At 71.8% G+C, this 23,384-nt stretch carries 24 protein-coding genes; 13 read left to right on the top strand and 11 right to left on the bottom strand.

The window, feature by feature from the left end:
* Positions 1 to 165 precede the first annotated feature (165 nt).
* Entirely contained in the window at positions 166 to 1,149 is a 984-nt protein-coding gene (locus GWI24_RS17145; RefSeq protein ID WP_210946820.1) for an EamA family transporter, read from the bottom strand.
* An 80-nt stretch (positions 1,150 to 1,229) separates the two neighbouring features.
* Here GWI24_RS17145 and GWI24_RS17150 point away from each other — a divergent pair, with 80 nt between their 5' ends.
* Complete coding sequence (locus tag GWI24_RS17150) at positions 1,230 to 2,111, top strand: LysR family transcriptional regulator (RefSeq protein ID WP_210946821.1); 882 nt, start codon at positions 1,230 to 1,232, stop codon at positions 2,109 to 2,111.
* Between the two features lie 31 nt (positions 2,112 to 2,142).
* Here GWI24_RS17150 and GWI24_RS17155 read toward each other — a convergent pair whose 3' ends face one another.
* The 3 genes from GWI24_RS17155 to GWI24_RS17165 all read right to left on the bottom strand — a co-directional run bounded on the left by GWI24_RS17155 (position 2,143) and on the right by GWI24_RS17165 (position 5,826).
* The gene (locus GWI24_RS17155) at positions 2,143 to 3,138 is read right to left on the bottom strand and encodes a LacI family DNA-binding transcriptional regulator (protein WP_308343701.1); all 996 of its coding nucleotides are present in this window, start codon (positions 3,136 to 3,138) and stop codon (positions 2,143 to 2,145) included.
* Positions 3,139 to 3,256: 118 nt separating this feature from the next.
* A complete protein-coding gene (locus GWI24_RS17160) occupies positions 3,257 to 4,792 on the bottom strand; it encodes a HAMP domain-containing sensor histidine kinase (protein ID WP_210946822.1) in 1,536 nt (511 codons plus the stop codon).
* A 173-nt stretch (positions 4,793 to 4,965) separates the two neighbouring features.
* Positions 4,966 to 5,826 carry an SDR family oxidoreductase gene (locus tag GWI24_RS17165; RefSeq protein WP_210946823.1) on the bottom strand — a complete coding sequence of 287 codons (861 nt, stop codon included), beginning with the start codon at positions 5,824 to 5,826 and terminating at the stop codon, positions 4,966 to 4,968.
* 196 nt (positions 5,827 to 6,022) lie between these two features.
* Here GWI24_RS17165 and GWI24_RS17170 point away from each other — a divergent pair, with 196 nt between their 5' ends.
* Complete coding sequence (locus GWI24_RS17170; RefSeq protein WP_210946824.1) at positions 6,023 to 6,418, top strand: helix-turn-helix domain-containing protein; 396 nt, start codon at positions 6,023 to 6,025, stop codon at positions 6,416 to 6,418.
* Positions 6,419 to 6,454: 36 nt separating this feature from the next.
* Here GWI24_RS17170 and GWI24_RS17175 read toward each other — a convergent pair whose 3' ends face one another.
* On the bottom strand, positions 6,455 to 7,129 hold the full coding sequence (locus tag GWI24_RS17175) for an HAD family hydrolase (RefSeq protein WP_210946825.1): 675 nt from the start codon (positions 7,127 to 7,129) through the stop codon (positions 6,455 to 6,457).
* Positions 7,130 to 7,270: 141 nt separating this feature from the next.
* Between GWI24_RS17175 and GWI24_RS17180 the strand changes: the two genes are divergently transcribed.
* Genes GWI24_RS17180 through zwf form a run of 4 tightly spaced genes read left to right on the top strand, consistent with a single transcriptional unit; the run spans position 7,271 to position 12,406 of the window.
* Positions 7,271 to 7,771, top strand: coding sequence for an FAD-dependent oxidoreductase (locus tag GWI24_RS17180; protein ID WP_247616503.1), 501 nt, complete (start codon positions 7,271 to 7,273; stop codon positions 7,769 to 7,771).
* Between the two features lie 46 nt (positions 7,772 to 7,817).
* Positions 7,818 to 9,866: a transketolase gene (gene tkt, locus GWI24_RS17185; protein WP_210946826.1), complete on the top strand. Its 2,049-nt coding sequence runs from the start codon at positions 7,818 to 7,820 to the stop codon at positions 9,864 to 9,866.
* Positions 9,867 to 9,893: 27 nt separating this feature from the next.
* Positions 9,894 to 10,928 (top strand): phosphogluconate dehydrogenase (NAD(+)-dependent, decarboxylating), encoded by a 1,035-nt coding sequence (gnd, locus tag GWI24_RS17190; protein ID WP_247616504.1) that lies wholly within the window; start codon positions 9,894 to 9,896, stop codon positions 10,926 to 10,928.
* Complete coding sequence (zwf, locus tag GWI24_RS17195) at positions 10,925 to 12,406, top strand: glucose-6-phosphate dehydrogenase (protein WP_210946827.1); 1,482 nt, start codon at positions 10,925 to 10,927, stop codon at positions 12,404 to 12,406. The genes gnd and zwf overlap by 4 nt, the downstream gene beginning before the upstream one ends.
* A gap of 399 nt (positions 12,407 to 12,805) precedes the next feature.
* Here the strand turns inward: zwf and GWI24_RS17200 are convergent, their stop codons facing one another.
* The 3 genes from GWI24_RS17200 to GWI24_RS17210 form a co-directional block, all read right to left on the bottom strand.
* On the bottom strand, positions 12,806 to 13,570 hold the full coding sequence (locus GWI24_RS17200) for an SDR family NAD(P)-dependent oxidoreductase (protein WP_210946828.1): 765 nt from the start codon (positions 13,568 to 13,570) through the stop codon (positions 12,806 to 12,808).
* A 143-nt stretch (positions 13,571 to 13,713) separates the two neighbouring features.
* Positions 13,714 to 14,316 carry a TetR/AcrR family transcriptional regulator gene (locus tag GWI24_RS17205; protein ID WP_210946829.1) on the bottom strand — a complete coding sequence of 201 codons (603 nt, stop codon included), beginning with the start codon at positions 14,314 to 14,316 and terminating at the stop codon, positions 13,714 to 13,716.
* Between the two features lie 33 nt (positions 14,317 to 14,349).
* The gene (locus tag GWI24_RS17210) at positions 14,350 to 14,952 is read right to left on the bottom strand and encodes a TetR/AcrR family transcriptional regulator (protein WP_210946830.1); all 603 of its coding nucleotides are present in this window, start codon (positions 14,950 to 14,952) and stop codon (positions 14,350 to 14,352) included.
* A gap of 119 nt (positions 14,953 to 15,071) precedes the next feature.
* On the opposite strand from GWI24_RS17210, the gene GWI24_RS46560 reads away from it, so the two are divergent.
* The 4 genes from GWI24_RS46560 (at position 15,072) to GWI24_RS17230 (ending at position 19,032) form a co-directional block, all read left to right on the top strand.
* Positions 15,072 to 16,808: a thiamine pyrophosphate-binding protein gene (locus GWI24_RS46560; protein ID WP_210946831.1), complete on the top strand. Its 1,737-nt coding sequence runs from the start codon at positions 15,072 to 15,074 to the stop codon at positions 16,806 to 16,808.
* Positions 16,809 to 16,875: 67 nt separating this feature from the next.
* On the top strand, positions 16,876 to 17,454 hold the full coding sequence (locus GWI24_RS17220; RefSeq protein ID WP_210946832.1) for a carboxymuconolactone decarboxylase family protein: 579 nt from the start codon (positions 16,876 to 16,878) through the stop codon (positions 17,452 to 17,454).
* Between the two features lie 22 nt (positions 17,455 to 17,476).
* A complete protein-coding gene (locus tag GWI24_RS17225) occupies positions 17,477 to 18,049 on the top strand; it encodes a carboxymuconolactone decarboxylase family protein (protein WP_210946833.1) in 573 nt (190 codons plus the stop codon).
* A 20-nt stretch (positions 18,050 to 18,069) separates the two neighbouring features.
* Positions 18,070 to 19,032: a hypothetical protein gene (locus GWI24_RS17230; protein ID WP_210946834.1), complete on the top strand. Its 963-nt coding sequence runs from the start codon at positions 18,070 to 18,072 to the stop codon at positions 19,030 to 19,032.
* Positions 19,033 to 19,110: 78 nt separating this feature from the next.
* On the opposite strand, the gene GWI24_RS17235 is transcribed toward GWI24_RS17230, so the two are convergent.
* The gene (locus GWI24_RS17235; RefSeq protein ID WP_210946835.1) at positions 19,111 to 20,028 is read right to left on the bottom strand and encodes a LysR family transcriptional regulator; all 918 of its coding nucleotides are present in this window, start codon (positions 20,026 to 20,028) and stop codon (positions 19,111 to 19,113) included.
* Positions 20,029 to 20,225: 197 nt separating this feature from the next.
* Between GWI24_RS17235 and GWI24_RS17240 the strand changes: the two genes are divergently transcribed.
* Genes GWI24_RS17240 through GWI24_RS17250 form a run of 3 tightly spaced genes read left to right on the top strand, consistent with a single transcriptional unit; the run spans position 20,226 to position 21,315 of the window.
* Entirely contained in the window at positions 20,226 to 20,552 is a 327-nt protein-coding gene (locus GWI24_RS17240; RefSeq protein WP_247616505.1) for a tautomerase family protein, read from the top strand.
* A 32-nt stretch (positions 20,553 to 20,584) separates the two neighbouring features.
* Positions 20,585 to 21,082 carry a DUF2975 domain-containing protein gene (locus GWI24_RS17245; protein WP_210946836.1) on the top strand — a complete coding sequence of 166 codons (498 nt, stop codon included), beginning with the start codon at positions 20,585 to 20,587 and terminating at the stop codon, positions 21,080 to 21,082.
* Complete coding sequence (locus GWI24_RS17250; RefSeq protein WP_210946837.1) at positions 21,082 to 21,315, top strand: helix-turn-helix transcriptional regulator; 234 nt, start codon at positions 21,082 to 21,084, stop codon at positions 21,313 to 21,315. The genes GWI24_RS17245 and GWI24_RS17250 overlap by 1 nt, the downstream gene beginning before the upstream one ends.
* A 92-nt stretch (positions 21,316 to 21,407) precedes the next feature.
* Here GWI24_RS17250 and lysA read toward each other — a convergent pair whose 3' ends face one another.
* Together lysA and GWI24_RS17260 are read right to left on the bottom strand one after the other, a co-directional pair.
* Positions 21,408 to 22,763 (bottom strand): diaminopimelate decarboxylase, encoded by a 1,356-nt coding sequence (gene lysA / locus GWI24_RS17255; RefSeq protein WP_210946838.1) that lies wholly within the window; start codon positions 22,761 to 22,763, stop codon positions 21,408 to 21,410.
* A 20-nt stretch (positions 22,764 to 22,783) separates the two neighbouring features.
* Positions 22,784 to 23,287: an SAV_915 family protein gene (locus tag GWI24_RS17260; protein ID WP_210946839.1), complete on the bottom strand. Its 504-nt coding sequence runs from the start codon at positions 23,285 to 23,287 to the stop codon at positions 22,784 to 22,786.
* Positions 23,288 to 23,384 lie beyond the last annotated feature (97 nt).

The raw sequence follows: 23,384 nt of genomic DNA on the forward strand, positions 1-23,384 counted from the left end.
TCATGTGGCCGGGGTCGTTCGCGTCGCCCCGCACGGCGATCACCCCGGGTGGCGGGGCGACCGCCGGCTCCTCGCGGAACACCGCGACGAGGTCATGCCCCCGGCTCACGGCTTCGTTGACGACACGCGAGCCGACCATGCCGGCGGCTCCGACAACGGCGATCTTCATCGGGGTGTCCCTTCCGGGGTGGGGGTGGAGACGGAGTCGTGTCCGGGTGTCCGGGTGCGGGCGCGTGCGCGTGCGCGGGTGCGTGGCGGAAGCTGTCCCGCGACGATCGCGGCGAGCGAGAGCGCGAATCCCACGAGCTGGATCGGGCCGAGCGTCTGGTCGAGCACGATGGTGCCGAGAACGGCGGCCACCAGCGGTGAGAGCAGGGCGAGAACCGCGACCGAGGCGACGGGCAGGCTGGTGATGCCCTGGAACCACAGGGCGTAGGTGATCAGACCGCCGACCAGCCCCAGCCAGAGGTAGCCGAGAGCGGCGGGCAGGTCGATCGCGGGAGGTGCCCCCTCGACGAGGAAGGTGAGGGGCAGCAGGAAGAGCCCTCCCGCGGTGAGTTGCCACCCGGCGAAGGTGGTGGCACCGACCCCGGCGGGGCGCCCCCAGCGCTTGGTGAGCGTCACGCCGAGCGCCATCGTGACCGCGCCCGCGAGACCCGCCACGACCCCGATGGTGTCGAGCGCCGCGTTCGGCCCGATCACCACCAGCCCGACGCCGACGACGCCCGTCACACCCCACAGGAGGCGCCACAGCGAAAGGCGCTCATGGAGCACGGTGACGGCCAGGACGGCCACGACCAGCGGCTGGGCCGCCGCCAAGGTGGCGGCCACGCCACCCGGCAGGCGTTCTGCCGCGACGAACAGCAGCGGGAGGAACAGCCCGATGTTCAGCACGCCGAGCGCCGCGGCCTTCCCCCACCAGGCGCCGCGCGGCAGCGTCCGGGTGAGGGCCAGCGCGATCAGGCCGGCGGGCAACGCGCGCAGGAACCCCGCGAAGAGCGGGTGTCCCTCGGGGAGCAGTTCGGTGGTGACGACATACGTCGTGCCCCACACCGAGGGAGCGAGCGCCGTCAGGGCGGTGCGTGGCAGGTTTCCGTGGCGGACACCGACGGCCCCGCCGGAAACCACTTCTGTGGTGTGCCGTGTCATGCCTCGAAGTCTCACCTCGGGGCCATTGATGAGTCCAACACATGTTTGTCACCTCATCGATCTCGATCCACGATGGATCCATGGAGCTTCAGCAGATGCGGTACGTCGTCGCCGTCGCCGAGACGAACAGCTTCACGCGCGCCGCAGAACGGTGTCTGGTCGTCCAGTCCGCCCTCAGCCACCAGATCGCCCGGCTGGAAAAGGAACTCGGCGCGAGACTCTTCGAGCGCACCAGCCGCCGGGTGCGGCTGACACCGGCCGGTGCGGCCTTCCTCCCGGCCGCCCGCCAGTGCCTGGACGCCGCCGAGCGCGCGGCCGCCGAGGTCGCCGCGGCCGTCGGAGAGGTACGCGGACGGCTCGCCGTGGGCCTGATCCCCACCGTCACCGCGGTCGACATCCCGGGCGCGCTGCGCGACTTCCGCGAGCGGTACCCGCGTGTGCGCATCAGCCTGCGGGTGGGCGCGAGCGACGACCTCGTCGAGCAGGTCAGGGAAGGCGCCCTCGACGTGGCGTTCCTCGGCCTGCCGACCGCCGCCCGCCCGCAAGGTGTCGCCGCCCATGAACTCGCGCGTGACCGGCTCGTCGCCGTGGTCGCGCCGGACCATCCCCTCGCCGAGGAATCACAGGTCGACCTGCGCAGGCTCTCCTCCGAGGTGTTCGTGGACCTCCCGGCCGGGACCGCCGGACGCGCCCAGTCCGACCTGGCCTTCGAGGCCGCAGGGCTCACCCGTGACGTCGCCTTCGAAGTGACCAGCGCGGACTTCATCGCCCGGCTCGTCGGACCGGGCCTCGGCGTGGCGATGCTCCCCACCGCCTACGCGCCTCATCTCGCGGGCGTCGTCACCATCGAGGTCGCCGACGCACCGGCCCGCGTGGAGTACGTCATCTGGAGCCGCTTCACCCGCACTCCGGCGGCGACCGCCTTCCTGACGGCGCTGGACATCACGCCCACGGATTCCTGACGCACACGACGGGACCCGGGCGGCCCCGCCCTCATGATGCCTGCCGACGGGATCGTCGCATCGAGGACGAACGAACCACCAGACGAGTCCCGATCACCACGGGCGGCGGTGTGTGCGGCGGATTCTCCACCAGGCCCACCAGCGCGTCGACAGCCGCCGTTCCGGCCTGCTCCGGGGCCAGCGACACCGTCGACACGGGCGGGACGGTCCGCCCGTAGGCCGGATCCTCGCTGCCGCACACCACCATCAGGTCCTCCGGCACCGAAAGCCCGCACCGCGCGGCCGCCGCCAGGATCTGACGGCCGCACGGGTCGTACAGCCCGAACACCGCGTCCGGCCCGCCCTCCCCGGTCAGCAGGGCGTCCAGACCCCGCCGCGCGGAGTCGTCCTCGTCGAACGGGACCACGTACGGCCGCACACCGGCCCGCGCACACCACCGCCGGTAGGCCGCCGCGCCCGCGCGGCTGTAGTACTCCTGGGTGGGCCCGGCGATCAGCGCGATCCGCTCCGCGCCCTGCCCGGCCAGATGCTCCAGGACACGGCGGGTCATGGCCTCGTGGTCGTTGTCGACCCATGTCTCCCGCGCCCGCAGATCGCCGGGACGGCCGTCGAACACCAACGGCAGACCGCGGGCCCGCAGCACCCGCACCACGGGGTCGCCGGGCGGGCTGTCCAGCACCACCACCCCGGCGGCCGGGAGGGTGCGCCACATGTGCCCGGCCGGTCCCGAGGGCATCGCCATCAGCGCATAGCCACGCCGATGCGCGGCGACGGTGGCCGCGCTGATGGCCTGGGCGAAGTACGGCACGCTCGCGAAGTCCCACGCGCTGTCCCCATGAGCGGTCACCGCGAGCCCCAGGGTGCGCCCGCCGCTGCCCACCGGGCCGTAACCGAGCGCACCGGCCACCGCCCTCACCCGGGCCCGCGTCGCCTCCGAGACCCGGCCGGTGCCGTTGAGCACGTTGGACACCGTCGCGGTCGACACCTCCGCCGCCCGTGCCACATCCCCGATCGTCACCCTCGACACGCCCGGCAGAATACGCTCCCGCCCCCGCGTCACCCGCTGCTGCCGTGCGCGGGGGCGGGCGTTTCGCCGAGAGTGCGTGCAGGGCGCCGCGACGCCGCGGAGATCCGTCAGAAGGGCCCTATTCCGGCCACGTCGTGGAGACACGGGTGACCCGCGGGTCGGTGTGTTCCCGTGTGCCGGACCTCGCCGGCAGCGGGTGGCGGCCGGTCAGCCAGTCCCGGCGCATCAGCGGCAGGGTGCTCTCCACGTCCCGGACGCCGGTGACCGGCAGCCGCACCTCGAAGCGGGTGCCCGGGCGTCCGTCGGGCCGGTCCAGTACGGTGATCCGGCCCCGGTGCAGGGCGATCTGCTGGGCGACCAGGGTCAGGCCGAGGCCGGAGCCGGGGCTGTCCGGGCCGCGCCGGAAGCGCTGGAAGACCTCCTCGCGGCGCTCGGGTGGGATGCCGGGGCCGTGGTCGTCCACGGTGAGCACGGCGAGCGGCTGCCGCGGGTCGCCGGAGTGGCGCAGGGTCACCTCGATGTGGGCCGTGCCGTCGGTGGCGCGGCCATGGGTCCAGGCGTTGGTCAGCAGGTTGTCCACGGCCGAGCGCAGCCCCTCCTCCCAGCCGTGCACCAGCAGCCCCGGGGTGGTGCGCACGGACACCTCGGCGTCCGGGTGGGTGCGCCGCAGGTCGGAGACGGACGCGTCCAGCACCTCCGTGAGGTCCAGGGAGGTGAACGCGTCCGCCTCGACCAGGTCGCCCTGCGCGAGCGCCCTGAGCATCACCAGCAACCCCAGCAGCCGGGTGTGTTCGCGGCCCAGGTCCTCGAGCACCTCCGCCCGGTCCACGGGGTCCAGACCGGGGTGGTCGGCGAGGATGTCGATATTGGTGCGCATGCTCATCAGCGGGGTGCGCAGCTCGTGGGACGCGGTCGCGGCGAACGCGCGGGCGGTGGCGAGCGCCTCCCCGGTGCGTTCGACCTGCTCGTCGTAGCGGGCGAGCACGGTCTGCAGCGTGTACGCCAGGTCGTCGACCTCGCCGATACGGGTCGGCGTGTGCTCCAGGCGTACGGCGCTGGTCCTCGGGTCCAGGCCGCTGGTGCGCCGCTGCAACCGCCGCAGCGGCAGGACCGCCCGGGCCGCGATGGCCCAGGTGGTGGCCCCGGCGAGGGGCGCGGCCACCAGCGCCCCGAACACGACCCGTTGGCGCACCAGCGTCAGCTCCTCCTCGGCGGTGTCCGGCGAGAACAGCCACAGATTCGGCGTGGTGCCCTCTTTCGCGGCACCGACACGCAGCGACAGGACCAGCCAGTCCGTGTCACCGGAGGTGACGGTGACCGGCTTCGGGGCGTTGCGGGGCAGCGAGGGGACCGGATCGGGCTGCGGCCCGGCCGAGATCGTGCCCCCGGGCGCGGTCAGCCGGATGCCCACGTCCCGGGCGGAGTTGACCAGCCGCCGCTGCCGGGTCTGCTCCATGACCGGGTGGTCGGTCCCGGCGACATCGAGGAACGCCTTGGCGTTCTTGGCGACGACCGTGGCGCGAGCGCGCAACTGGGAGTTCTGGTGTGCGCGCAGGTCATCGCCGACCAGACGCAGCAGCAGCCAGCCGGAGGCCAGCACCAGCAGCGGCACGCTCACGCCGACCGCGAGCGCGATGCGGGTGGACAGCCTCATGGCGCCTCCCCGGATGACGTTTCCCCGGACAGTCCGTCGTTGCCTTCCATGCGCACCTCTGTTCCGCGGCGCTCGAACGCGTCCGTCCGAGGAACAGATCAAAGCATCGACATGGCCCGTGTCTCCACCGAACCGGCGCGGCTCCGGCGACCGCCGCCGCGGTGGCCCCGCTGTCAGGAGCCGAGAGCCCCGGTGAGCGCGTCGGTGAGGGTGGTCGTGGGCCGGCCGATCAGACGGCTCAGATCCGAGGAGTCGGTGAAGAGCTCACCGCGCTTCAGCCCGAGGTCCGAGTCGGCGAGCACCTCGGCCAGTTCGGCGGGCAGCCCGGCGTCGAGCAGCGCACTGCGGAACTGCTCGGCGGGGAGGTCGCCGTAGACCACCTCCTGGCCGGTGGCGGCGGACAGCGCGGTGGCCAGCTCCGCGAGGGAGAAGGCGGTGTCCCCGCCCAGTTCGTACACGGAGCCCGCGTGCCCTTCGGCGGTCAGGACGGTGGCCGCGGCCTCCGCGTAGTCGCGTCGCGACGCGGCGCTGACCCGCCCGGCACCGGCACTGCCGGGCACGACTCCGGACTGGAGATAGAGCGGGATCTGGGAGGTGTAGTTCTCCAGGTACCAGCCGTTGCGCAGGACGACCCCGGGCACACCGCTGTCGCGCAGATACCGCTCGGTCTTCGCATGGGCGTCGGCGAGGATCATGCTCGCGGTGTGCGCGTTGAGTGTGCTGGTGTAGGCGATCAGCTCGGCACCGGCCCGCGCGGCCGCGTCGATGGCGCGGGTGTGGTTGTCGAACCGCTCGCTGACGGTGGTCGTCGACACGAGCAGGACCTTCCGCGCCCCCTTGAACGCCTCGGTGAGGCCGGTGGCGTCGGTGAAGTCGGCCTGCCGCACCTGGACGCCGCGCTCGGCCAGACCGGCCAGCCGGTCGGTGCTCCGCCCGGTGGCGATGATGTCGTGTGCCGCCACTCCGCGGCGCAGCAGGTCCTCCACGACGAGACGGCCGAGCTGGCCGGTGGCTCCGGTAACGGCGATGGACATGTCTGTACTCCTGCTTCTGGTGCGTGGTTCACATGGTTCGGAGGGGCTCGTACGCCCCGTCAGAAGTACACCGGAGTGGCTCCCCGTTGGGAAGTGACCACTTTTTGGTAGGGGTTACTCTCCTATGGAGAGTTACCGGTGCTCCGGTATGCTGACGGTTCCGGGGAAAGCCGACGAGGCGGAGGAGGACACGGGCATGGCGAAAGCACCGCGCACCGACTGGGACCCGTACGCCGGCGGCTGTCCGTCCCGTGAGGTCCTGGACCGCATCGGCGACAAGTGGACCGTCCTCGTCCTCGGCGAACTGGCGGAATCCGGCACCAAGCGGTACACGGCGCTGCGCCGGAAGCTGGACGGGGTGAGCGAGAAGATGCTCACGCAGACGCTGCGCGCGCTGGAGCGGGACGGGCTGGTCCGGCGGACCATCCATCCGGAGGTCCCGCCCCGGGTCGAGTACGAGATCACCGAACTGGGCGCCACGCTGCGCGAGCCGTTGGTGGCGCTGAAGAACTGGTCGATGCGTCACATGAACGAGGTGCTGGAGGCGCGGGCCGCCTACGACCGGGACAAGGACGCCGCCGCACAAGGCTGAGCCGGGGGTCGGCCCCCGCTCGTTCGCACGCCGTTCTCACGTGTGCGGGAACGGCTCGGTTAGCGACGTGAGCACATGGTCCGCCGCCGCGGCACGCAGCTCCTCCACGGAGTAGTGGCCGCTCGCGACCCCCACCGCGGTCGCGTTCGCCGCGCGTGCGGCCTCGATGTCGAGGGGGGTGTCCCCGACCACGTAGACATCGGAGCGGCCCAGATCGTGCCCGTGCAGCCGGGCGGCCTTGGCCATCGCCAGGCGGGTGATCTCCGGCCGGTCCGGGGAGTCCGAGCCGTAGGCGCCGAACACGAAATAGCGGCCCAGCCTGCCCGGTTCCATCTTGATCCGGGCCGCGCCCTCCATCGCGCCGGAGATGAGCCCGAGGACGACCCCCGCGTCCGTGATCCGCCGCAGGGTGTCTTCGACGCCGTCCATGACGCGATATCCCTCCGAGGTCCGGATGTCCTCCGAGAGATGCCACAGATACGCCGCGTACAGGCGGGCCATCTCATCGTGACTGGGCTCGCGGCCGAGCACGGCCCGGAACGTCTCCCGGCCGACCTGCGGATCCGTCTCCCCGGCCGAGGTGTGTTTTCCGATATCGGCGGCCACGCCGTGCAACCGGTCGAAGGCCCAGGCCCAACTCCGGGCTCCGGAGCCTCCGGTGTGGACCAGGGTCTCGTCGATGTCGAAGAGCACTGCTATCGGTCCGGCCATCACACGTTTCTCCTCCGGTTCCGCCTGCTTCCAGGGTGCGCGGTGGCACCGGGGGCGGCCAGTTGCGGGGCCGCGGTGTTGGTGGTGCGGTTGAGATGACGGAGGCAGCACCCCCCGGAAGGGCCGAGAAGGGGAGCGACCATGGGCACCACCAACCGCAGCCGGCAAGCCGAGGTGCTCGTGATCGGGTTCGGCAAGGGCGGCAAGACGGTGGCCGCCACGATGGGCGGGCTCGGCAAGCGCATGGTGCTGGTCGAGCGGTCGGCACGGATGTACGGCGGCACCTGCCCGAACGTCGGCTGTGTGCCGACCAAGGCACTGGTCCACCACTCCCGCAAGCGCCGACCGGCGGATGTGCCCCAGGAGTGGTACGAGCGCTCCGTCGGCGAGGTGCAGGCGCTGACGAAGCTGTTCCGCGGTGGCGACTACGACGGGCTGAACGACATGGACACCGTCTCGGTGATCACCGGCTCCGCCGCGTTCACCGATCCGCACACCGTGCGCGTCGAGACCGCCGACGGCCCTCTGACGATCACCGCGGAGACGATCCTCATCAACACCGGATCGGAGCCGATCACCCACCCCACCTCCACCGAGGCCTTCAACGATGTCCTCGCGACGATCGTTCGATCCGACGTATAGCGAGGCTTCGCAGACATTCATCGAGCGCACGGAGGGCGGCGTCGCCATGACCGACCTGGACACGCTGTCGGTGAACACGATCCGCGGACTGTGCATGGACGCGGTCCAGAAGGCGAATTCGGGGCACCCCGGAACGCCCATGGGGATGGCGCCCGTCGCGTACACACTGTGGCAGCGGTTTCTGCGCTTCGATCCCGCCGATCCCATCTGGCCGAACCGCGACCGTTTCGTGCTCTCCGAGGGCCATGCCTCCGCCCTGCTCTGGTCGCTGCTGCACCTGACCGGGGTGCGCACGGTCGACCCCGAGTACGAGGTGCTGGGCCGTCCCGCGGTGACCCTCGACGATCTGAAGTCCTTCCGGCAGCTCGACTCGCGCTGCCCCGGCCACCCCGAGTACCGCTGGACGAGCGGCGTCGAGACGACCACAGGACCGCTCGGTCAGGGCGTCGCCACCTCCGTCGGCATGGCGATCGCGGGTCAGTGGCTGGCGGCGAGGTACAACCGCGACGACTTCACGCTCTTCGACTTCGATGTGTACGCGCTCGCCGGGGACGGCTGCATGATGGAGGGCGTCTCGTCCGAGGCGGCCTCGCTCGCCGGACACCTGCGGCTGTCCAATCTGTGCTGGATCTACGACTCCAACCGGGTCACCATCGAAGGCCACACCGACATCACCTTCACCGAGGACGTCGCCGCGCGCTTCCTGGCCTACGGCTGGAACGTGACCACCGTGGCCGACGCCAACGACCTCGGCCGGATCGGCCGCGCCTTCCACTCCTTCCGCGCCGAGCGCGCGCGTCCGACCCTGATCCTCGTCCACAGCCACATCGGATACGGCTCGCCGGTCGAGGACTCACCGCAAGCACATGGGTCGCCGTTCGGGCCGCAGGGGGTCAAAGCCACCAAGCGCGCCCTCGGCCTGCCACCCGACGCCGACTTCCACATCCCCGACGGTGTGCCCGACTGGTTCGCACGGGGGATCGGCGCACGCGGCGGCCAGTTGCGCAGCCACTGGGAGAAGACGTTCGACGCCTACCGCGGCGCGTACCCCGAGCTCGCCGACGAGTTGGAGCGGATCCAGCGCCGAGAGCTGCCGGACGGCTGGGAGACCGCGCTGCCCGCCTTCCCGGCCGACCCGAAGGGCCTGGCAAGCCGCGACTCCTCGGGCCAGGTGCTGAACGCGGTGGCCAAGGCGGTGCCCTGGGTGCTCGGCGGGTCCGCCGACCTGGCGCCGTCGACCAAGACCCGCCTCACCTTCGGCGGTGCGGGCGACTTCCAGCCGTATGACCACGCCGGGCGCAATCTGCACTTCGGCGTACGGGAGCACGCGGCCGCCGCGGTGGCCAATGGAATGGCGCTGACGAAGCTCCGTCCGTACTGGTCCGGGTTCCTGATCTTCTCCGACTACGCCAAGGCGGCCATTCGCCTCTCCGCGCTGATGGAGATCCCCACCGTGCACATCTTCACCCACGACTCCATCGGGGTCGGCGAGGACGGACCCACCCACCAGCCCGTCGAGCAGCTCGCGGGGCTGCGCGCCACGCCCGGGCTGCTGGTGTTCCGCCCCGCCGACGCCAACGAGGTCGCCGAAACGTGGCGGGCGGTCGCCGGTCTCCGCCGGGCGCCGGCCGCGCTGGTCCTCTCCCGCCAGCCCCTGCCCACCCTCGACCGCACTCGGCTCGGCGCGGCCACCGGTGTCGCGTGGGGCGCCTACGTCCTGGCGGACGCGGACCGGGGCGAGCCCGAGGTGATCCTGCTCGCCACCGGCTCCGAGGTGGCACTGGCCCTGGCCGCACACGAGGAGCTCACCGCCGAGGGCATCGCGTCCCGGGTGGTGAGCATGCCGTGCTGGGAGCTGTTCGACCGTCAGCCGCGCGAGTACCGCGACCAGGTGCTGCCACCCGCGGTCACGCGCAGGGTCGCGGTGGAGGAGGGCTCCACGTTCGGCTGGGACCGGTATGTCGGCGCGGACGGGGCCGTGGTCGGCATGCACACCTTCGGCGCCTCCGCACCCCTCAAACAACTGCTCACGAAGTTCGGATTCACCCCCGAGCGCGTCGCGCAGGTGGCGCGCGAGCTGGTGGCCCCGGGCTGAGCGGGCAATGACGCGACAGGAGAGCACATGGCTACCGACACCCCCATGCAGCTCGGCATGATCGGGCTCGGCCGGATGGGCGCGAACCTCGTGCGCCGGCTGATGCGCGACGGCCACCGCTGTGTGGTCTACGACGTCAACGAAAGCGCCGTACGGGAAATGGAGGGCGAGGGCGCCGTCGCCGCCCGCTCGCTCGGCGACCTGGTGGCGAAGCTGGAGCGGCCACGGGCCGCCTGGCTCATGCTGCCCGCCGCTGTCGTACAGCCCACCCTCGACCAGCTCACCGAGCTCCTCGACCCGGACGACGCCATCATCGACGGTGGCAACTCCTACTACCGCGACGACATCACCCGCGCGGCACAGCTCGCCCCGCACCGCATCCACTACCTGGACTGCGGAACCTCCGGCGGTGTCTGGGGACTTGAGCGCGGCTACTGCCTGATGATCGGCGGTGAGGACGGGCCCGTCGCCCGGCTCGACCCCATCTTCCGCACCATCGCGCCCGGCACCGGCTCCGCCGAGCCGACACCGAGCAGACACACCGACGGAACGGCGCCGGAGGGCTATCTCCACTGCGGCCCCAGCGGAGCCGGCCACTTCGTGAAGATGGTCCACAACGGGGTCGAGTACGGCATGATGGCCGCGATCGCCGAGGGGCTGAGCATCATCGACCACGCGGACGCCGGGCTGCGCAAGCGCGCCGCCGACGCGGAGACCACCCCGCTGCGCGAGCCGGAGGCGTACCAGTACGAGATCGATGTCGGTGAGGTGGCCGAGGTGTGGCGCCGCGGCTCGGTCGTGGGCTCCTGGCTCGTCGACCTCACCGCCGACGCGCTGGCCCGGTCGCCGAAGCTGGACGAGTTCACCGGACATGTCTCGGACTCCGGCGAAGGGCGCTGGACGGTACGAGCCGCGATCGACGAGGGCGTGCCCGCCGCCGTGATCAGCACGGCGCTCACCGACCGCTTCCAGTCCCGGGGCCTCGGCGAGTTCGCCGACCGGGTGCTGTCCGCCATGCGCAGCGAGTTCGGCGGACACGCCGAGAAGAGGAGCGGGCGATGACGGCACCGGACGACCATGTGATCGTGCTCTTCGGCGCCACCGGCGACCTCGCCAAGCGCAAGCTGCTCCCCGGGCTGTTCCACCTCGCCGCCGCGGGCCTGCTCCCCGACGGCTACCGCATCGTGGGCTCGACCCCGTCCCGCTCCGCGATGAGCGACGACGCGTTCCGCACCCTCGCCCATGACGCCGTCGCCACCTTCGGACGGTCCAAGCCGACCGGGCCGGTGTGGAAGTCCTTCGAGGAGTCGCTGTCCTTCGGCGCGGCCGACCCCGAGGACCCCTGCCCGCTGCTCGCGGCCGTACGGGCGGCGGAGGACTCCCTCGGCGGGCCGTCCCGCAGACTGTTCCACCTGGCCATTCCGCCCTCGGCGTTCGCGTCCATCATCGGCCTGCTCGGCGACACGGACCTGGCCGAGAACGCGAAGGTGATCGTGGAGAAGCCCTTCGGCACCGATCTGGCGTCGGCGCGGGCGCTCAACGAGACGATCAACGCCGTCTTCGACGAATCCCGGGTCTTCCGCATCGACCACTTCCTCGGCAAGGAGTCGGTGGACAACATCCTCGCCCTCCGGTTCGCCAACGGCATGTTCGAGCCCAACTGGAACCGGGACCACATCAGCTATGTGCAGATCGATGTGCCCGAGACGCTCGGCCTCGAGGGCCGTGCCCACTTCTACGAGGGCACCGGGGCCTTCCGGGACATGATCGTCACCCATCTGATCCAGGTGCTCGGCATCGTGGCGATGGAACCACCGGTCTCGCTCGCCGCCGAGCCGTTGCGCGACGAGAAGGACAAGGTCTTCGAGGCGCTGCGCCCCATCGGGCCCGGGGATGTCGTGCGCGGCCAGTACGAGGGCTACCGCGACGAACCCGGCGTGGCCCCCGGTTCGACGACCGAGACGTTCGCCGCGCTGCGGGTGGAGGTGGACAACTGGCGGTGGGCCGGGGTCCCGTTCCATCTGCGCTCCGGCAAGAGCCTCGCACAGCGCCGCCAGGTGATCACCCTCGGACTCCGCGAGCCGCCCCTGCGGATGTTCCCCACCGACCTCGCCGACCAGGAGCGGAACCGGGGCAACAAGATCGTGATCGACTTCGGGGACCCCGGGTGGATCGCCGCCCGTTTCCTCACCAAGGAGCCCGGCCCCGCGATGCGGCTCGCACCGGCCACGATGGCCTTCGGCTACGCCGGGTCGTTCTGCGAGGAGAACGGGCTCGAGGGCTACGAACGCCTCATCCTGGACGCCATGCTGGGCGACCAGTCGCTGTTCACCCGGTCAGGCGGCATCGAACACATCTGGGCCGCGTCGACCCCCCTCCTGGAGAACCCACCGCCGGTCCAGCCCTACGCCCCCGGCTCCTGGGGCCCCGAACCGGCCGTCAGCGAACTGATCGCGCCCTACCCGTGGCATCTGCCGGACGCCGCCGAGGTCCTGCCGGGGACGTTCGGAACATCCGGCGCGCCCGGGACCGGCACCTGACCGACCCTCGCTGCCCATGGGCGCTGAGCTCCGCGGCGATGGGGGCGTACCACGACACGGAGTGGGGCCGTCCCTCGGGCGGGCGGGTCGTGTCGGTGTGGGAGAAGCCGGGCGGCTGAAGGCGTCGCGGGCGGTCAGATGCCGGAGACGGTCACCCCCCGCTCGGTGAGCGCCGTGTGCACGGGAACGGGCCGCCCGTAGTATGCCTCCCACGCCATGCTGTGGGGCAACGCGGCTTCTGCCAGGGACGGCCGGGCCGGCGCGCCGGACGCGGAGCTGCGCTCCGTGGTCCGGCTCGCGTGCGCCACGGTGGCGGACACGCTCGCCCGGACGGCCTCCGGGGGGCGCCGCGAACCGCTAGCGCGGCCCCCATGCCCACCCGCCGGAACACGCGGTCCGCTACGCCGCGATGACGGCCGCCGTGGTACGGCCGCCGTCGACGTCCAGCACGGTGCCGTGGACGAACTCGGCCTCGTCGCCCGCGAGATAGACCGCCGCGTGCGCGATGGCCTCCGGACTTCCGACGCCCCCGGCCGGGGTGCCGTTCATCATGGCCTCGCCCGGGTGCACCTCGCCGGGTACGGGCGTGTGGACCACTCCGGGAGAGATTGCGTTCACCCGCACACCCCGCGGGCCGAACTCGGCGGCCCAGGCCCGCGTCAGGGTCTCCATCGCGCCCTTGCTGGAGCTGTAGAGCGCGCCGATGGGAATGCCCAGCCGGGCGATCCACGACCCCAGGTTGATGATCGCCCCGCCACCGGCCTCGGCCATCGCCGGAGCGATCGCGGCGGTCAGGAAGAACGGCGCCTTCACATTCACCGCGTAGACGTGGTCGAAGGACTTCTCGTCGGTGTCCGCGGTGCTGTCACCGGGGTAGATCCCGGCGTTGTTGACCAGGACGTCGATGCCTCCGCCCAGAACGGACCCCGCCTCCTCGGCCAGGGCGCGGGAAGCCTCCGGGCTTCCGTCCAGATCCGCCTGTACGAAGTCGGCCCGGCCACCCCGCGCGCGAATGGCGTCGACCACCTCCGTACCCCGCTCGCTGCTGCGGCCGGACACCACCACATGCGCGCCCTCGGCGGCGAACCGCTCCGCGATCGCCCGCCCGATGTTGCTGGTCGCACCGGTCACCAGCGCCCTCTTGTCCTGCAGCCGTCCACTCATCACGCACTCCCGCACGCTCGTTCTCCGCACCATGGATGCCCCGGGGGTCCGCCGGGGCCATGCCACTGTGCGAAGAAAAAATGGACTTGCAAGTCCAGTCTCCGGGGTCGCCCGGGCCGCCGCGGTGTGCTCATCCGTGGCGCTCAGGCCACGGCGGCGCGCCGCAGATCCCCGATGCCCTGATCGAGCGCGGCCCGCAGATGGTCGGCTCGGCCGGTCGACTGGAGAATCAGCACACCGCCCTGGATGCCCGCCAGCAGGGCGGCCGCACGGTGCTCGACATCCAGCCCGGCGGGCAGCCGGCCAGCCGCCTGAAGGGCCCGGATGCCGGTGGCCAGGCTCTCCTGCCACTGCCGCATCAACGTCACCACGACATCACGGGCGCCCGGGGTGGAGCGGCCCAGATGGAGGACCAGCGAGCCCAGCGGGCACTCCTCACCCTGCTCCGCGTAGCGCTTGACCACCTGATCGCGCCACCGCTGCCACGCCTCCCAGGAGTCCAGGCAGCCCAGATACGGCTGCTGGTCCTCCAGGACCTGGTCGGCCTCGTGGTGCGCGACCGCCAGCAGCAGCTCGTCCTTCCCCTCGGGGAAGTAGTGGAACAACTGGCTCTTGCTGGTGCGCGTGCGCGCCATGACGTCGTCGAGCGTGGCCACCGACACGTCCTTCTCGCGCAGCACCGCGGCCGCGCCCTCGATGATCCGGTTCCGGGTGGCCTTCCCCTTCGCCGTCAGCTCCTTGTGCATGGCGCCCCTCTTGACTGGACTGGCTGGTCCAGTCTATTGCGCCTCGGGCGCCGGCCAGAGTGCCCGGGCGGCCTCGGGCAGGCCGTCGACCGCGTCGGGGCCGAGGGTGGCGAGCTGGAGGATATAGCCGGGCACGGTGGAGGTGATCAGTTGGGCGAGTGAGTCCGTCGCGGCGCCCGGCGGCAGATGGCCGAAATCCTGATGCTCCCGCACGATGGCGGCGAGGTCGGCCGTCGCCTCGGTGAGCGCGCTCCTGAGCCGCTCGGCGAGCGTCGGGTTGCGCAGGGACTCGGACCAGGTCAGCAGCGCGATGGCGGCGAAGCCGTTCTCCGTGTGCTTCGCCCTGATGACCTCGAAGAGATCGGCGATCGCCTCGCCGACCCCGGCGGCGGGCCTGCGCTCGGCCTGGCGGCGGGCCTCGTGCACCACCTCGGCCAGGTTCTCCTCGGCGATCGCGATGATCATGTCCTGCTTGCTGGAGAAATACCGGTAGACCGACCCCGAGGACACCCCGGCCTCGGCGAGCAGATCCTGCATCGATGTCTCATGGAAACCGTCCCGGACGAAGCAGCGCCTCGCCGCGGTCAGGATCTCCGCTCTGCGGGCGTCGAGGTACTCCTGGCTCACCTTCGGCATGACGCCAGGCTACATCAAAAGCGATCGATCGTTCGTCTTCTTCTTGACAGCGGGTGGCGGGCGAGGCAGTGTGGCAAATAAGAGAACGGTCATTCGTTTTTTTAGGCAGGAGAACGCTTGTGGCGACAGTCAGTGGAGTCGTGCCCCGGGTCGCGCATGACGTCGCTCGCGCGCTGAGGGACAGCGGCGTCGACCGGGTCTTCCTGATCACCGGTGGTGATCTGTGGCTCTGGCGCGCCCTGCGCGATCACGGCATCGAGATGTGCCTGGCCCGCAGCGAGGCCGCGTCCGTGGTGATGGCCGACGCCTACGCCCGCGTCACCGGCAAGCCCGCCGTCGTGTACGGGCAGTGGGGGCCGGGCGCGGCGAACGTCGCCGCCGCGCTCGCGGACGCCCGGTGGGCCCACAGCCCGCTCGTGGCGCTCACCAGCACCGTCTCGACGCGGGTCGAGTACAAATACGAGTACCAGGAGCTCGACCAGCCGCCCATGTTCCAGTCGGTGACGAAGTGGCAGGCGCGGGTCACGCGGGCGGACCGCGCCGGTGAACTCGTCGCCCAGGCGTTGCGCATCGCGGGTGCGGGGGCCCCGGGGCCGGTGCACATCGACATCCCGTGCGACCTTCTCGCGGCGGAAGCGGCACCGTCCGACAACCTCGCGGCAGAAGCCGAACCGTCGCACGCCGACGCCACCTGCGCACCGATCCGTCGCCCGACCCCGCCGGCTCCCTCGGCCGCCGCCGTGGCCGACATCGCCGACCGCCTCGCCCGGAGCCTGCGACCGGTCCTCCTGGCCGGGAACGGGGTCCTGACCGCCGATGCCGCCGAAGACCTCACCCGACTGGCGGAAACCGCGGGTGTTCCGGTCCTCACGACACTGGGCGGGAAGGGTTCGATCGCCGAGAACCATCCGCTGTCGGTCGGCGTGGCGGGACGCTATGCGAGCAAGGTGGCGAACGAGATCGCGCGCGAGGCCGACTTCGTCCTCGCGATCGGCACCGACCTCGGCGGCCTCGCGACCGACACCTACACCCTGCCGTCGGCGGACGCGGACGTGGTCCAGGTCGACGTGGCGGCCGAGCACATCGGCCGGACCCGCACGGTCGGCGCGGGAGTGGTCGCCGACGCGGGCGAGTTGTGCCGTGCCCTTGCCGTGGCACTGCCCGCGGAGTCCGGCAACCGTGCGCACCACACATGGCGCGAGTCGGTGCGGAGCAGGTGCGCGGCCTGGCGGCAGGCGTTCCATGCCGTCGCGCACCGCCCCGCCGCCGGGCATGTCCGTCCCGAAGCCGTCGTGGCCATCCTGCGCGAGCTGGCGGACGACCGCGATCTACTCGTCGCGGACACCGGGTTCATGGGCGCCTGGGGAGGCGCGCTGTTTCCCGTCCACGCGCCCGGCCGGACGTTCCTGCGCGCCGCCGGCACGCTCGGCTGGGCGTTCCCGGCGGTCCTCGGGGCACAGCTCGCGGCGGGGGCGGAACGCCGCGCGTTCGCGCTCGTGGGCGACGGCGGCTTCGGCTACCACGTAGGAGACCTGGAGACCGCGCTGCGGCTGGACATTCCCGCGGTGACCATCGTCCTGAACAACGCGAGCCTCGCCTACGAACACGTCGGGTTCAAGCACGCCCTCGGAGGGGAGCCCGTGTCGGAGGTCTGCGACTTCCTCGACGTCGACCACGCCAAGGTCGCGGCGGCGTACGGGGTGTTCGCGGCCCGCGTCGACTCTGCCGACGCTTTCCGGAGCGCCCTGGAGAAGGCGATCGCCACTGCCCGCCCGGCGTTGATCGACGTCGTCGTCAGCAAGGAGCGCGTCGCTCCGGTCACCACCTTCGACACCCGGCTGGTCAGGGACGTCTGACCTCGTTGTCGTGCTCGTTGTCGTGCTCGTTGTCGTGGAAGAGAGTCACGGAAGAGAGGAGATGGTCATGCGGCTACCGCTGCTCCATCGCGAGGAACTGACCCCGGAGCAACGGGGTCTGTACGACGCCTTCGACAGCATGGTGAAGGCCGACGAATACGCGGGATTCGAGGTCCGCGACGCCGACGGAGCGTTCGTCGGACCGTGGGGAGTGATGCTCCACTTCCCGGAGCTGGGGCAGGCGCTCGCCCGGTTCATCGACCTCGCCCAGCGGCTTCCCGGACTCTCCGAGCGGGCACGACAGGTCGTCATCCTGACGATCGGAGCGCGCTTCGACGTGGCGTACGAGCTGTACGCGCATGCCCGTATGGGGGCGCGGGCCGGGCTGCGGCCGGATCAGGTGGCCACGCTGTGCGCGGGTGGCCGCCCGTCCGGCCTCACCGAGGAGGAGGCGCTCGCGGCCGACGTCGCGACCGCCCTGACCGGGAAGGGCCCTCTGCCGGGCCCGCTGTACGACACGGCCGTCAGGACGCTGGGGCGGGAAGCCCTCGACGCGATCGTCTTCGTGACCGTCCACTACCTGGCGCTGGGAGTCGTCCTCAACGCGTACGACGTGCCGGCGGGAAGCCCGGCCCCGCGGAAGTAGCCCCGCAAGGAGGAGAAATCCCATGTTCGAGGATCCCGAGGACTTCGGGACGTTCGGCCGCTACGTGGAGACGCCGGTCGACGCCATGCCACCGGAGATGCGCAGCGCGTACGAGTACACACGGCGGCTGCGCGGCCTGGTGCCCGGCCCGCACAAGATCTGGCTGGCCAATCCCCGGCTGCTGACGGCGATCGTGCCCACCGGTGCGTACTTCCAGACGGACTCGTCGCTGTCCAAGGCGGAGATCGAGATCGTCACAAACGTCGTCACCGGCCACTGGCGCTCGGCCTACGCCGCCTATGAGCACGAGAAGATCGGCGTGGCGCTGGGCGGTCTCGACCCGCGGAAGGTGGCGGCCATCGTCGCCGGCCGTCCCACCTCCTTTGACGACCCACGGCAGCAGCTCGTGTACGAACTCGCGTCATCGCTGGTGGGACAGCGTGTCATTCCCGTCGGGCTGTACCGCCGGGCCCAGGAGACGATCGGTGACGCGGGCATCGTCGACGTCACCGTGCTGATGGGCTGGTTCACCGGTGTGTCGCTGACCCTCGCCGCGTTCGACGTGCCGTCGAACGCGGTCGGCCTGGACCAGTGAGACCCCGAGGAAGGGCGACCATGGAAACCGCAACCCTGCACACCGTCGCCGAGTTCCCCGAGCACTCCTTCCTGGAGAACCTCGCGGTGCGAAGCGACAACTCGATCGTGGTGACATCGCTCAACCACAAGCAGCTGTGGCTGATCCCGGCATCCGGCACGACGGACACCCCGGTCGAGCCGACCCTCCTGCACACCTACGACCACCTCGTCTCGGCGGTCGTGGAGACCGAGCCGGATGTGTTCCACGTGGCCCTCAGCGACGGCTACACCACACACGCGTCGTATCTGAGCCGGGTCGATCTGCGTGGCCGGCCACCCGGCGCCGCCCCCGCGATCGAGACGGTCCTCACCTTCGACTCCCGGGTGCGGGCCCTGAACGGGGGCTGTCTGATCGCCCCGGGCGTCCTGCTGCTGGCGGACTGCTTCGGCGGTTTCGTCTGGCGTGTCGACCTCTCCGCCACCGGTGGCCCGGCGACCGCCGACGTCTGGCTCGCCCACCCGAGCATGGAGCACGACCCGCTCAGCACCATGAAGCCGCCCCAGCCGGGCATCAACGGTGTGCGCTACGCGGAGCGGACCCACCACCTGTACTACACCTCCACGGCGCAGCGGCTGTTCATGCGGGTGCCGGTGGACCCCGGCACCCTCGACCCGGCCGGAGCGCCGGAGCATGTCGGCGGCGGCACGATGGCCGATGACTTCTGCCTCGACGAGGACGCGGGCGTCGCCTACGTCACCACGCACCGTCAGAACACCCTCGACCGTGTGCTGCTGGACGGGCCCCCGGACCAGCCCCGGGACATCGTCCTCGGTGACCCCCTGGACCTGCGGCTCCTGGGGCCGTCGAGCATCGCCTGGGGCCGCGGCCCTGGTGAGTACGGGCGCGTGGCCTACCTCATCACCGATGGCGGGACGACCGCACCGCCTCCGGACGGCCGCGCACACCGCTCGAAGGTCCTGCGCATGGAGCTCGCGCGGTAGGCCGCCGTGGGCCGCGGGTCGTCGGCCGAGGCCGTCACTTGGGTTTTCGGCCGGGGGGGCGTCGGCCGAGGCCGTCAGTCAGTCGGGGGCGTCGGCCAGCTCGGCGGCTTCCTGCCGCAGGGCGTGCGCCACCGCGTTCGCCGACGCGGTGGCGGGGCCCGGCGCGTGCACGAGGCTGACGCGTCGCCCCTCCTCCGCCACGCCCTCGACGGCGACGAGACGCACACCGGGCGGGATGGCGGGAAGCAGCGCCGGCGGGGCGGTGGTGATGCCCGCCCCGGCCGCCACCAGGTGAAGCTTCGTCAGCCAGTCGCGGACGGTGTGGCGCACCCGGGGCCGTCCCGGCAGCCCCGGCCAGACGCCGAGCAGTGGCTCCTCCGCGGCGGCCGGGCTGGCGATCCACGGCTCGCCCGCGATCTCCTCGGCCGTGACGCTGTCGCGTCCGGCGAACCGGCCGCTCGCCGCCACCGCCACGGCCAGCCGGGTCTCGAACAGCGGCTCCACGCGCAGCGGCGGGGCGTCGGTGTCGGGGGAGCGGTGGGGTGGCCTGGACGACAGCAGGGCGACGTCGAGTGTGCCGGTGCGCAGCGCCCGCACCAGCGACGGGGTGGTGCCCTCGCGTGTGCTCACCCGGATCCGGGGGTGCTCCCGGCGCAGGGTCGCCAGCGCACGGGCCACGATCACCGCTCCGGCGGTCGGGAAGAAGCCGAGCCGGACCGGGCCGTCCTCCGCCTCGCCCTCGCGCAACTCCCGGTCGGCCGCGTCGAGCGCGTCCAGCGCGACCACGGCGTGCCGCAGCAGGGCGCGCCCCTCGGTGGTCAGCCGCACACCGCCGGGGTGGCGGTCGAATAGCCGGGCACCGGCCGCCTGCTCCAGCGCGGCCACCTGCCGGGAGACCGCCGACTGGGTGTACCCGAGCGCCTCCGCCGCGGCGGTGATCGTGCCCCGCTCCGCCACCTCGCGCAGCACCCGCAGCCCGACCAGGGTCATGTCCATGAGCGCACGTCCATGCGCACGCAGCATATCCGCTATGCGAGACATTCGTTGGCGGAATGTCATGGGTGTTCTGGCGTGGTGAGCACACCACAGCAGAACGGATCGAGACACCATGCCTCTGGTCAACATCTACCTGCGCGAGGGCACGCACCACCCCGGAGTACCGCCGGAATGTCTCGCTGGGCATCCACCGGTCCATGGTGGACGTCCGGAAGGTGCCGCAGGACGACCAGTTCTACCTCATCCAGGAGCTCAAGCCCGAGAACGTCCAGGCGCAGCCGGTGTTCTTCGGCATCCGCCGCGGCGACCGCACGATGTTCATCCAGCTCTTCTTCAACGACCGTGACCTCCAGCAGAAGACGGAGCTGTTCGCGGCCATCCGCAGGAACCTCCGGCTGTACGCGGACGTCTCCGAGGATGACATCGTCCTGTGCGTGGTCGAGACGAACAGCGAGAACTGGTGGGCGGCCGGGCGGACCGTCAACCCCCGGACGGGCTATGACGAGCGGATGGACATCGATTGACTATCGATAGGAATCCATCGATAGTCGATTACATGCATCGACTCTTCATCGTCGCGCTCCGGGCCGGCATCGTCGCAGCGATCATGGCGGGCCTCTTCGGCCAGATCGTCGTCATCCCGACGACGGCGGCCGACGAGGTCGACCGCTTCCCTCCGTACGCCCCGTTCGCCACGCCGTACGTGACGGTGGCGATCCTCGGCATCGCCTGCGTCCAAGTGGCGCTCGTCGCGGTGTGGATGCTGCTCGCCATGGTCCGCCGTGGCGCTATCTTCACACCGCTGGCCTTCCGCTGGGTCGACACCATCATCGCGTCCTCGGTCGTGGCGACGCTGCTGGCGCTCGGCGTCACCGGGCATCTGGCGCTGGCCGAGATCCCCACTCCCGACGACGGCATGGAGGTCATCGGCGCCGTGGGAGCCGCGATGGTGAGCGTCGGCGTGGGGACGGCGTTCGCGATGCTGATGGTCATCATGCGGAGCCTGTTGCGGAAGGCGACGGATCTGGAGACCGAGATGGCCGAGGTGGTCTGATGGCGATCGTCGTCGACCTCGACCTCCTGCTCGCCCGGCGCAAGATGTCGGTCGGCGAGTTCGCCGCCGCCGTCGGCATCACACCCGCCAACGTCGCCGTGTTGAAGAACGGCCGGGCGAAGGCGGTGCGGTTCACGACGCTCGACGCCATCTGCCGCGCACTCGACTGCCAGCCCGGCGACGTACTGCGCTGGGTGCCGGATGACGGCGGGAACGACGACCGGCGCGCTTGAGTGAACGGAGCCGCGGTCCGGGTGCGTTCGCGGTGCCCCGGCCCGGGGGAGGGGCGACGGGATCGCCGCCCCTCCCTCAGGCGCCGATCGGGCTACAGACCGACGTCGCGGCCGCGGATGTCGTCCAGCGACTCACGCCGGATCAGCAGCCGCGCCCTGCCGTCGGCCACGGCGACGACCGGCGGGCGGCCGACCAGGTTGTAGCCGGACGCCATGGAGAGGTGGTACGCGCCCGCCACCGGCACCGCGAGCAGATCGCCGGGGCGGATGTCGCCCGGCAGCTCCGCCTCGCCCGCCAGCACGTCCCCGGCCTCGCAGTGGCGTCCGGCCACGGTGGTGGGGGTCGGCGGCGCGGTGGTGGCGCGGCCCACGAGCCGGGGCGCGTAGCGCACTCCGTACAGCGCCGGGCGGGGATTGTCGCTCATCCCGCCGTCCACGGCGACGAAGGTGCGGTGTTCGGTGCGCTTGACGGCCAGGACCCGGTAGAGCGCGACCCCGGCCGGTCCGACGACGGCGCGGCCCGGTTCGATGATCAGCCGTGGCACGGGCAGTCCGGCCGCCGCGCAGCTGTCGGTCAGTTCGGCGCGCAGCCGGGGCCCGAGCGCGGCGATGTCGAGGTCGGGCTCGCCGGGGCGGTAGGCGATGCCGTGCCCACCGCCCAGATCCAGCTCGGGGAGGGTGACCCCGTGCTGGTCCCGGATCCTCGCCAGCAGCCCGACCATGCGCCGTACCGCCGCCAGATAGGGCTTGGCGGAGTTGATCTGGGAGCCCAAGTGGCAGTGGAGGCCGACCAGTTCCAGGCGCGGCTGGTCGAGGATCCGGGCGATGGCGTGATGCGCCGAGCCGTCGGTGAGCGACAGACCGAACTTCTGGTCGTCGGTGCCGGTACGGACCTTGGCGTGGCCGCCAGCGGCGATGCCCGGCGCGACCCGGACCATGACCTTCTGATGGCCGCCCTCGGGCACGGCGACGGCCAGCCGGGCGATCTCCGAGGGGCTGTCGATGACGATGCGCCCGACCCCGAGGCGCAGGGCGGCCTGGAGTTCGTACGGACTCTTGGCGTTGCCGTGCAGCACGATGTGCTCGGGCGGGAAACCGGTGGTGACCGCGAGCTCCAGCTCTCCGGCCGAGCACACGTCCAGGCCCAGGCCCTCCTCCTCCGCCCAGTGCGCCATCGCACGGCACAGGAACGCCTTGGCGGCGTAGAGGACGGCGGCCTCCGGGAAGGCCTCGCGGTAGGCGCGGCAGCGGGCCCGGACCTCGGCCTCGTCGAGGAGGTACACCGGGCTGCCGAAGCGGTCCGCGAGCTCGGTGAGCGACACTCCGCCGACGGCCAGGTCGCCATCGGTGAACGGGACGGCCGAGGCGGGCCAGACGGACAGCGCGCCGTCGCGGGGCGTGGTGTGGGGTGTGGGGTGTGCGGTGCCCGGGATGAGTGGCGTGACCATGGCGTCCTCCCTCAGCCGAGTCATGCGCTGAGGACCCCGGCGAGGGCGGCGGCCCCCGCCACCCGCACGGCGCCGACGGCCTGCGGGGCCCATGTGGGGGTTGTGCTGCGGCGGCGCGGCGGGGCCGGTGGCGCCGGTGGTGCGACTGCGAGCGTGGTGCTGCGGTGGCGTGATGGCGCCGGTGGTGCGACTGCGAGCGCGGTGTTGTGGCGGCGCTCCCGCGCCTGCGGTGCGATGTCGCGGGCCGCGAGGCGCGGGTCCACGGTGAGCGAGGTGGCGCCGAGCGGCGCGGCGAGGGCGCGCAGCGCCGGTTCGCCGAGCCGGATCCACGTCTGCCGGGCGCCGAGGACCGCGGCCAGCCGCCGCCGGGTGGAGAAGCCGACGGCGGTACGGCCGCCGTGGGGCGTACGGAAGAGGCGCACGGCGCAACCGGTGGGTCCCGGCCGGACGGGGACGTACAGGACGCGTCCGGCCGGGACGGGTTCGTCGGGCTCGGGGTCGTCTCCGTACAGACGGTTGTTCATGACGTGCCTCCAGGGGCGAGGGGAAGGCCCGGGACCGGACAGCGGGACCGGGGCCGGGACAGGACCCTAATTCCCGCACCCTGGGGTCGGCCCCCGT

Source organism: Streptomyces sp. MK37H (assembly GCF_018035285.1).
GTDB classification, from domain to species: Bacteria; Actinomycetota; Actinomycetes; order Streptomycetales; family Streptomycetaceae; genus Streptomyces; species Streptomyces endocoffeicus.

Excerpts from the sequence above, each read along its gene's own strand:
- GWI24_RS17145 (WP_210946820.1), bottom strand. The coding sequence starts at position 1,149 with ATGACACGGCACACCACAGAAGTGGTTTCCGGCGGGGCCGTCGGTGTC.
- GWI24_RS17150 (WP_210946821.1), top strand. The coding sequence starts at position 1,230 with ATGGAGCTTCAGCAGATGCGGTACGTCGTCGCCGTCGCCGAGACGAAC.
- GWI24_RS17160 (WP_210946822.1), bottom strand. The coding sequence starts at position 4,792 with ATGAGGCTGTCCACCCGCATCGCGCTCGCGGTCGGCGTGAGCGTGCCG.
- GWI24_RS17165 (WP_210946823.1), bottom strand. The coding sequence starts at position 5,826 with ATGTCCATCGCCGTTACCGGAGCCACCGGCCAGCTCGGCCGTCTCGTC.
- GWI24_RS17170 (WP_210946824.1), top strand. The coding sequence starts at position 6,023 with ATGGCGAAAGCACCGCGCACCGACTGGGACCCGTACGCCGGCGGCTGT.
- GWI24_RS17175 (WP_210946825.1), bottom strand. The coding sequence starts at position 7,129 with ATGGCCGGACCGATAGCAGTGCTCTTCGACATCGACGAGACCCTGGTC.
- GWI24_RS17180 (WP_247616503.1), top strand. The coding sequence starts at position 7,271 with ATGGGCACCACCAACCGCAGCCGGCAAGCCGAGGTGCTCGTGATCGGG.
- tkt (WP_210946826.1), top strand. The coding sequence starts at position 7,818 with ATGACCGACCTGGACACGCTGTCGGTGAACACGATCCGCGGACTGTGC.
- gnd (WP_247616504.1), top strand. The coding sequence starts at position 9,894 with ATGGCTACCGACACCCCCATGCAGCTCGGCATGATCGGGCTCGGCCGG.
- zwf (WP_210946827.1), top strand. The coding sequence starts at position 10,925 with ATGACGGCACCGGACGACCATGTGATCGTGCTCTTCGGCGCCACCGGC.
- GWI24_RS17200 (WP_210946828.1), bottom strand. The coding sequence starts at position 13,570 with ATGAGTGGACGGCTGCAGGACAAGAGGGCGCTGGTGACCGGTGCGACC.
- GWI24_RS17205 (WP_210946829.1), bottom strand. The coding sequence starts at position 14,316 with ATGCACAAGGAGCTGACGGCGAAGGGGAAGGCCACCCGGAACCGGATC.
- GWI24_RS17210 (WP_210946830.1), bottom strand. The coding sequence starts at position 14,952 with ATGCCGAAGGTGAGCCAGGAGTACCTCGACGCCCGCAGAGCGGAGATC.
- GWI24_RS17220 (WP_210946832.1), top strand. The coding sequence starts at position 16,876 with ATGCGGCTACCGCTGCTCCATCGCGAGGAACTGACCCCGGAGCAACGG.
- GWI24_RS17225 (WP_210946833.1), top strand. The coding sequence starts at position 17,477 with ATGTTCGAGGATCCCGAGGACTTCGGGACGTTCGGCCGCTACGTGGAG.
- GWI24_RS17230 (WP_210946834.1), top strand. The coding sequence starts at position 18,070 with ATGGAAACCGCAACCCTGCACACCGTCGCCGAGTTCCCCGAGCACTCC.
- GWI24_RS17235 (WP_210946835.1), bottom strand. The coding sequence starts at position 20,028 with ATGGACATGACCCTGGTCGGGCTGCGGGTGCTGCGCGAGGTGGCGGAG.
- GWI24_RS17240 (WP_247616505.1), top strand. The coding sequence starts at position 20,226 with ATGGTGGACGTCCGGAAGGTGCCGCAGGACGACCAGTTCTACCTCATC.
- GWI24_RS17245 (WP_210946836.1), top strand. The coding sequence starts at position 20,585 with ATGCATCGACTCTTCATCGTCGCGCTCCGGGCCGGCATCGTCGCAGCG.
- GWI24_RS17250 (WP_210946837.1), top strand. The coding sequence starts at position 21,082 with ATGGCGATCGTCGTCGACCTCGACCTCCTGCTCGCCCGGCGCAAGATG.
- lysA (WP_210946838.1), bottom strand. The coding sequence starts at position 22,763 with ATGGTCACGCCACTCATCCCGGGCACCGCACACCCCACACCCCACACC.
- GWI24_RS17260 (WP_210946839.1), bottom strand. The coding sequence starts at position 23,287 with ATGAACAACCGTCTGTACGGAGACGACCCCGAGCCCGACGAACCCGTC.